At 42.0% G+C, this 7,707-nt stretch carries 7 protein-coding genes; all 7 read left to right on the top strand.

Annotated features, from left to right (window positions below):
- Nucleotides 1-132 precede the first annotated feature (132 nt).
- The gene (locus tag AACQ42_RS16045; RefSeq protein WP_094165852.1) at nucleotides 133-1,683 is read left to right on the top strand and encodes a Re/Si-specific NAD(P)(+) transhydrogenase subunit alpha; all 1,551 of its coding nucleotides are present in this window, start codon (nucleotides 133-135) and stop codon (nucleotides 1,681-1,683) included.
- Nucleotides 1,684-1,694: 11 nt separating this feature from the next.
- The gene (pntB, locus tag AACQ42_RS16050; protein WP_094165853.1) at nucleotides 1,695-3,071 is read left to right on the top strand and encodes a Re/Si-specific NAD(P)(+) transhydrogenase subunit beta; all 1,377 of its coding nucleotides are present in this window, start codon (nucleotides 1,695-1,697) and stop codon (nucleotides 3,069-3,071) included.
- Nucleotides 3,072-3,222: 151 nt separating this feature from the next.
- Nucleotides 3,223-4,677 (top strand): sensor histidine kinase VxrA, encoded by a 1,455-nt coding sequence (gene vxrA / locus AACQ42_RS16055; RefSeq protein WP_064626163.1) that lies wholly within the window; start codon nucleotides 3,223-3,225, stop codon nucleotides 4,675-4,677.
- Nucleotides 4,652-5,311 carry a response regulator transcription factor VxrB gene (vxrB, locus tag AACQ42_RS16060; RefSeq protein WP_013867797.1) on the top strand — a complete coding sequence of 220 codons (660 nt, stop codon included), beginning with the start codon at nucleotides 4,652-4,654 and terminating at the stop codon, nucleotides 5,309-5,311. Before vxrA ends, vxrB begins: the two co-directional genes overlap by 26 nt.
- A complete protein-coding gene (locus AACQ42_RS16065) occupies nucleotides 5,308-6,192 on the top strand; it encodes a DUF2861 family protein (protein WP_017042833.1) in 885 nt (294 codons plus the stop codon). The genes vxrB and AACQ42_RS16065 overlap by 4 nt, the downstream gene beginning before the upstream one ends.
- A 60-nt stretch (nucleotides 6,193-6,252) precedes the next feature.
- Nucleotides 6,253-7,443 carry a conjugal transfer protein TraF gene (locus AACQ42_RS16070; RefSeq protein WP_094165854.1) on the top strand — a complete coding sequence of 397 codons (1,191 nt, stop codon included), beginning with the start codon at nucleotides 6,253-6,255 and terminating at the stop codon, nucleotides 7,441-7,443.
- A 45-nt stretch (nucleotides 7,444-7,488) separates the two neighbouring features.
- Nucleotides 7,489-7,644, top strand: a complete 156-nt coding sequence (locus AACQ42_RS16075) for a YoaH family protein (protein WP_094151569.1) — start codon at nucleotides 7,489-7,491, stop codon at nucleotides 7,642-7,644.
- Nucleotides 7,645-7,707 lie beyond the last annotated feature (63 nt).

Raw genomic sequence — 7,707 nt, forward strand, 5'->3', positions numbered from 1 at the left:
ACCTATGACAATCACTCATTACTTAACCTTATATGTAATAGCATTTTGTATTTTTATTACAAACTGCTTGCAGTTATGCTGGTGGTTAGATAAAAACAGAATAATCATTGTGCCAATAGTCAAGGAATAACTATGCAAATTGGTGTACCAAAAGAGACCCTTACGGGTGAAACACGGGTTGCAGCTTCACCGAGTTCGGTAGCGCAATTAATCAAACTAGGCTTCGACGTCTCCATTGAAACTCAAGCTGGGGTTTTAGCCAGTTTTGATGATGCGGCTTTTGAGGCGGCTGGTGCCACGATTGTTTCGACACAAGATGTTTGGAATTCAGACATTATCTTGAAGGTCAATGCGCCGATTGTTGATGAAAAACAATCGATTGATGAGGTTGCTTTGATCAAAGAAGGGGCAAGCCTAATCAGTTTTATCTGGCCTGCACAAAACCCAGAATTGATGGAACAGTTATCAAGTAAAAAAATCAACGTGCTGGCGATGGACTCAGTGCCGAGAATATCCAGAGCACAAGCTTTAGACGCTTTGTCATCAATGGCTAACATTGCTGGCTACCGCGCTGTTGTTGAAGCTGCACATGAATTTGGCCGCTTCTTTACAGGGCAAATTACCGCAGCGGGCAAAGTCCCGCCGGCAAAAGTACTGGTTGCTGGAGCTGGCGTTGCTGGCCTCGCTGCTATCGGTGCCGCAGGAAGTTTGGGGGCAATTGTACGAGCTTTTGATGTTCGCCCAGAAGTAAAAGAACAAGTTCAATCAATGGGTGCAGAGTTTTTGGAAGTCGATTTCCAAGAAACGGCTGGTTCAGGCGATGGTTACGCCAAAGAGATGTCTGACGACTTTAATAAAAAGGCCGCTGAACTGTATGCAGCGCAAGCTAAAGATGTCGACATCATTATCACGACGGCTTTGATCCCTGGACGTCCAGCCCCTAAGCTGATCACCAAAGAGATGGTCGACAGTATGAGCGCTGGTAGCGTGATCGTCGATCTTGCGGCAGCCAACGGGGGGAACTGTGAATACACGGTTGCCGATCAGGTGATTACAACCGCCAATGGTGTGAAAGTGGTCGGTTATACTGATATGGTTGGCCGCTTACCAACACAATCCTCTCAATTATATTCAACAAACATCGTTAACTTGCTGAAATTGTTATGCAAGGAAAAAGATGGGTCCATCAATATTGACTTTGAAGACGTTGTTTTACGTGGTGTGACGGTCGTGAAAGAAGGCGAAATAACGTGGCCAGCACCACCGATCCAAGTCTCTGTTCAACCGCAAGTCAAGACCGCACCAACTAGACCTGAACCCAAAAAACAAGAACCCGTTTCTGCGACGAAAAAAATTACTGGCTTAGTTGCTGCCGTTGGCGCTTTTGCTTGGATCGCATCGGTCGCACCTGCGGCTTTCTTAAGCCATTTCACCGTTTTTGTTTTAGCGTGTGTTGTGGGTTACTACGTCGTTTGGAATGTTACTCATGCTTTACATACTCCTTTGATGTCCGTTACCAATGCAATTTCCGGCATTATTGTGGTCGGAGCTTTATTGCAGATAGGTCAAGGGAGTGGTGTGGTCACTTTCCTCGCGTTTATCGCTGTTTTAATTGCAAGCATTAACATCTTTGGTGGTTTTACAGTCACCAAACGTATGCTTGAAATGTTCCGTAAAGACTAAGGGAGTAATATATGTCTGCAGGATTAGTACAAGCCGCATATATTATTGCTGCTATCTTCTTCATCATGAGCCTTGCTGGATTATCAAAGCAGGAATCAGCAAGAGCTGGTAACTACTATGGTATAGCGGGTATGGCTATCGCACTCATCGCCACTATTTTTCGTCCAGATGCGCAGGGCTTAGCTTGGGTATTGCTGGCGATGGTAATTGGGGGCGGTATCGGTATTCATTATGCTAAAAAAGTAGAAATGACCGAAATGCCCGAACTTGTGGCTATTCTCCACAGTTTTGTGGGCATGGCTGCGGTATTAGTGGGTTATAACAGCTATATCGATGCGCCAATTGTACTCGATCACGCTGAACACGTGATTCATTTGGTTGAAGTGTTCATTGGGGTATTTATTGGTGCCGTCACCTTTACAGGATCTATCGTCGCCTTTGGTAAACTGCGTGGAATCATTTCGTCGTCGTCGCTCAATCTCCCTCATAAGCATAAGCTCAACCTCGCGGCCATTGTTGTCTCCACAGTATTAATGATTTACTTCGTTAATAATGGTGGCAGCATGTTTGCATTGATTATTATGACTCTGATAGCGTTCGCGTTTGGCTACCATTTGGTGGCTTCGATTGGTGGTGCAGACATGCCCGTTGTGGTATCGATGCTTAACTCCTATTCAGGTTGGGCAGCGGCAGCGGCTGGCTTTATGTTAGCGAATGATTTGCTGATCGTAACCGGAGCACTGGTTGGTTCTTCAGGTGCCATTCTTTCTTACATTATGTGTAAAGCGATGAACCGCTCTTTTGTTAGTGTGATTGCCGGGGGCTTTGGTCAGGATGTGGCTATCAGCGCAGACGTTGAATACGGTGAACACCGTGAAATAAACGCTGAAGAAGTAGCCGAAATGCTGAAAAACTCTAAGTCAGTGATCATCACTCCAGGGTACGGCATGGCAGTAGCTCAAGCACAGTATCCTGTTCACGAAATCACGGAGAAGTTACGTGCACAAGGCATTAAAGTTCGCTTTGGTATTCATCCAGTAGCGGGACGTTTGCCTGGCCATATGAACGTACTGCTTGCTGAAGCAAAAGTGCCTTATGACATTGTGTTAGAAATGGACGAAATAAACGATGATTTTACTGAAACGGATACGGTTTTGGTGATCGGTGCAAATGACACAGTAAACCCAGCAGCATTAGAAGATCCGAACAGTCCGATCGCCGGAATGCCAGTGTTGGAAGTATGGAAAGCGCAAAATGTCATTGTATTCAAGCGTTCAATGAATACTGGCTACGCAGGTGTACAAAACCCTCTTTTCTTTAAAGATAATACCTATATGCTTTTTGGTGATGCAAAAGAGAGTGTAGACGCCATCTCAAAAGCGTTATAGCATCTACGATTAGGATAATGAAGAAGCCAGCAAAATGCTGGCTTCTTCTGTTTTTGAGCAATCATTATTGACATGGATATAACACGTGCAATGTATTATTAGTTAATAATGTTATATAGTTTTTAATCTAAACCATTAATGAAAATAAAACTTGTTTAAAGCGATTAAGACCTACTTTTGGGCTATTTTAGTTCTAATACCTATTCAAACCTATGCCGATTCGTTGCCAGAACGCATCGACCTTTTTGCGTCGCTTTTTGATTATAGTACCGCTGATGTAAGTTATGATATCCGTACTTTGCAGGTTGATTATCCAACTCGCTTATTGACTCCCGAATCAATGTTACCGCAAACGGCTGAATACCCTTTAAAAGATCTACAGTTGTTATACAAATTATCTCAAAGCTGTACAGGTAAGTTGCCGCTGAGCCCACTCATAACAGAGCCATTAGTCTTCACGAGAGCTATCTGTAAAGGATCTCAATTACCGTCGAAATGGTTTGCGAGAAGCGCTTTGATTCACCCAGGAGGTGGAACATATGCGGCTCGTTATGTGAAAAAATACCCTGAGAAATTTGTAGAGTTGCAACAATATATGCACATACGAGAGCGCACCAAAGCAAGTGTGGATTCTTTGCTTGGCCGCATCCAAAACATGAATGAAGATACGATCTTAGCACTCATATCAGGTGCAACCATGTTTGTAGAGAACAGCGATCTTTGGCTGAGAAAAGGGGATATTTATTACGTTTTTAACGAAGACGTATGGTTAGACAACGCGAGTAAAGCAGGACTCAGCTATAGCATGGCCTCGGAAAATTCGACCTGTTTTATTCAAAGAGGCAACATTTGTTGGAATGTTGAAGATCATTCCAACGTGTTACGGATAAGTATGGTAATTCTTGTCCTAGCTAACATAATACTTGTATTAGGCTGGTCCCTTTATCGTTGGAATTCAAAACGACAGGAAATGAAAAGTCGTATGTTGGTGCTGCAGATTCTTACTCACGAGCTCAGAACACCCATTGCAAGTCTATCGCTAACCGTTGAAGGATTTAGGCGCGAATTTGAAAGGTTACCATCAACTGTTTACGATGAGTTTAGACGCCTATGCGAAGATTCCAGACGTTTACGGCAACTGGCCGAAGCCAGTAAGGATTATTTACAGTCAGAGAGCAGGCCGCTTGCAACAGACTGGGTACCTTCCGTTGAAGAATGGTTACAATACAAAGTGGAAGAAGAGTTTCGTGAAAGCATAGATCTTGTTATAAACAAAGATATTGCAGCTAAACTGAATGTTTATTGGCTTGGGACATGCATCGATAACTTAATTAGAAACGCAGTAAAATACGGTGTTGCTCCAGTTACGTTAGAGGTAACAACTAAACAAAATTCAATCACGATCAAAGTTACAGATCAAGGTCTGTTAAATCATCGAGATTGGAGAAATTTACGTAAACCTTTTGTCAGCAAAAGTGGCTTAGGTTTAGGTTTGACTATTGTAGAATCAATGGTAGGTCGGATGGGTGGTAAGATGACACTCGCAGGACCGCCAACCACATTTATATTGGAGATCCCCTGTGAAACAGACATTGCTTCTCGTTGAAGATGATAAAAACCTTGCCGATGGCTTATTAGTAAGCCTTGAACAAGCAGGGTATGACTGTTTACATGCAGAAACTATTGCAGATGTTAAACAGCATTGGGACAGTGCAGACTTAGTCATCCTCGATCGCCAATTACCCGATGGCGATTCTGTTCAGCATTTGCCAGAATGGCGTAAAATAAAAGAGTTGCCAGTAATTCTTTTAACCGCACTTGTTACGGTCAAAGACAAAGTGGCCGGATTGGACGCGGGGGCAAATGATTACTTAACCAAGCCTTTTGCCGAGGCTGAATTATTTGCACGAATTCGAGCCCAACTTCGTTCACCAGAATCAGAAGGGCAGGATGACACGAAAGTGGTTACACCCAATCTTGTTATTGATAAAGCCACAAGAGAAGTTTTTTTTAAAGAAGATTCAATTACCTTAACGCGTACTGAATTTGACTTACTCTTATTTTTAGCAAGCAATCTCGGGAGAGTGTTTACGCGTGACGAATTGCTTGATCATGTATGGGGTTATAACCACTTTCCAACGACAAGAACCGTAGATACCCACGTGTTGCAATTGCGCCAAAAACTTCCAGGCTTAGAGATTGAAACCTTACGCGGTGTTGGATACAAGATGAAAGCGTGATGCAGAAATCTCGTTTACTATTGGTAGGCATAGCATTTGTGACTATTCCTACCAAAGCACAAAATGTTGAGTGGTTTGATCAAATCACACCGCTTACCCAAGCGCATCAGAATCTTTTAAATAATAATTTAGAAGCAATGTTTAACTCACTTGTCGAAGTGTGGCAGCTTGAACATAACAAAAACATTCAGAGCCATCTCAATGAATTATTATTACAATCATTAACCGTTGATTGCGGTAAAAGTTTAGACAAAAAACCACTCCCTGAATGGCTTAAATCAATCACCATTAATAGGCAAGAGATCCAGAGCCCAGGAAGAGATGCATTTCATGTTGATATAGAAGTGGACGCTGAAAAACCACTTGCTGATATCAGGCTGGCGCAGTGGGTTGATAAAAGTTTATCAACCGATAGCTTGTTAACGACCACTTCGAGTGACAGCGTCACTGGAAAGGCACATTACTTAAAGCGTTATAATCTCAATAGTAAAATTACAATGGGTTTATACCGTCTTGATATAACAGCCAAAGATCAGCAATCTTGGAGCGCATGGATTGTGCTTGGTGAACCCAAAGCAAAGCAAATTGTACGTTGGGCTTCAAAAGATCAATGGCAAATTGAAAAAAAAGCGCTACTTAATCCATATTGTCCTTTACCTGAACTCAATGTATCGCTGTATGATTATATCGATGGAAAATACTCTGAAATATGGAGTCAACGCTACGAGTCTGAGTATCCTAATGAACTTGAAATCACTAATTTAGCTGCAGACCGTTATGTACTAGCGGTATCAATGACTCAACAACGTTGGCAAGGGCCGATTATCATTGAGCAATCTCAAGTAATCAGTAAAACCTACGATGTTTCAGTAGATGAATAATTAAAGATAATAGACAATGTGCCGTTATAGACACAAAGGAAACGACACGTTTATAACATTATGAAAAATTTCATTAAAATACTCCCACTTGCAGTCGTACTTACACCCTCTTTCAGCTTCGCAGCCAATTATGCAATAGAGGCGCGAGGGGATGCGATGGGTGGTGTAGGGGTTGTATCTGCGAACTTTCTCACAGCTCCATTTTATAACCCTGCACTTGTGGCTATTTATCGTCGTAACGATGACGTAGGTATGATCGTTCCCAGTTTCGGGATTTCTTATAATGATGAAGACCACATGGTCGATGATTTAGACAGCATTTCAAGCTTCATAGAAAAAAAAGATTACACAAATACTGAACAGCTGCAGAAAAGTTTAGATAATTTACAAAATGATAAACTAAAAGCCGAAATTGGCGGTGTTGTCGCCTTTGCCATTCCTAACCAATTTATAGCGGCTAATTTATTCGCCAAAGCCTATACCGAAACGTTTGTCACTCCTGATATTTACAGCGGCGAAAATACTGCGTCACTAACTCCTGAGCTACAAACTGTCGAAAACGCAGAGCTCAGCGCAGTGAACGCTGTTTCCGTTGGAGTAACAGAAGTGGGTTTCTCGCTAGCCAAGTACCAAACATTTTTAGGCCAACATATTGCCTTTGGTGTAACACCTAAACTTCAACGCATCTACACCTATGTATATTCAGCAAGCGTAACCGATTACGATATCAAAGATGCACGAGATAATGGCCAAGGTGAAACCATGTTCAACCTTGATGCCGGCGCATTGTGGTTTTATGGGCCTTTAAGAGTTGGATTTTCCGCAACCAATTTAGTCAAGAGAGACATTCAAACTCAATCTTACACTAAGAGTCTTAAGAGCCAATTCGGTAAAACACGAGACATCAATATTGGCTACGCATACCAAATGAGGCCACTTTATACAGTAGGCGTAGGTATTGTTGCAGACTATGCCACATTAAGCATGGATTATGATCTTAATGAAGAAGAGCGCTACACTAATTTTAATGACAATACACAGATGATTCGAGTAGGTGGTGAAATCGATATCATGCGTCAGTTAAAATTAAGAGCAGGATATAAGAAGAACTTAGCATACGATAATGTTGATGGAACAATCACAGCAGGGGTAGGGATCTCACCTCTCAATCTCTTCCAACTGGACATTGGAGCTAGCTATACAAACGATAATGCGATGGGAGCTTACATAAATTTCCTTGCTAGTTATTAACTCGATCTTTATAGTCAGGCTCCTAATCAACCGGAGCCTTTTTAAATGTTTGATGATATTCCTACTTTATCTCACCAAGAACAGCAAGCAGCTGTTGAAAAAATTCAACAACTAATGGCTCAAGGTATCAGTACCGCAGAAGCCATAAAAATCGTTGCATCCCAAATTAGAGCAGAAAAATCTGCAGATAAAACGAATTAATTCTCAACCTAACTATTTCCATTGCATAAGAGCATTCACTCATTAGTGGACGCTTTTTTATAC

Source organism: Vibrio sp. V12_P9A6T4, from assembly GCF_963874835.1.
GTDB classification, from domain to species: Bacteria; Pseudomonadota; Gammaproteobacteria; order Enterobacterales; family Vibrionaceae; genus Vibrio; species Vibrio anguillarum.

Bases quoted from the DNA above. Each gene is read 5' to 3' on its own strand.
- AACQ42_RS16045 (WP_094165852.1), top strand. From the start codon at position 133: ATGCAAATTGGTGTACCAAAAGAGACCCTTACGGGTGAAACACGGGTT.
- pntB (WP_094165853.1), top strand. From the start codon at position 1,695: ATGTCTGCAGGATTAGTACAAGCCGCATATATTATTGCTGCTATCTTC.
- AACQ42_RS16070 (WP_094165854.1), top strand. From the start codon at position 6,253: ATGAAAAATTTCATTAAAATACTCCCACTTGCAGTCGTACTTACACCC.
- AACQ42_RS16075 (WP_094151569.1), top strand. From the start codon at position 7,489: ATGTTTGATGATATTCCTACTTTATCTCACCAAGAACAGCAAGCAGCT.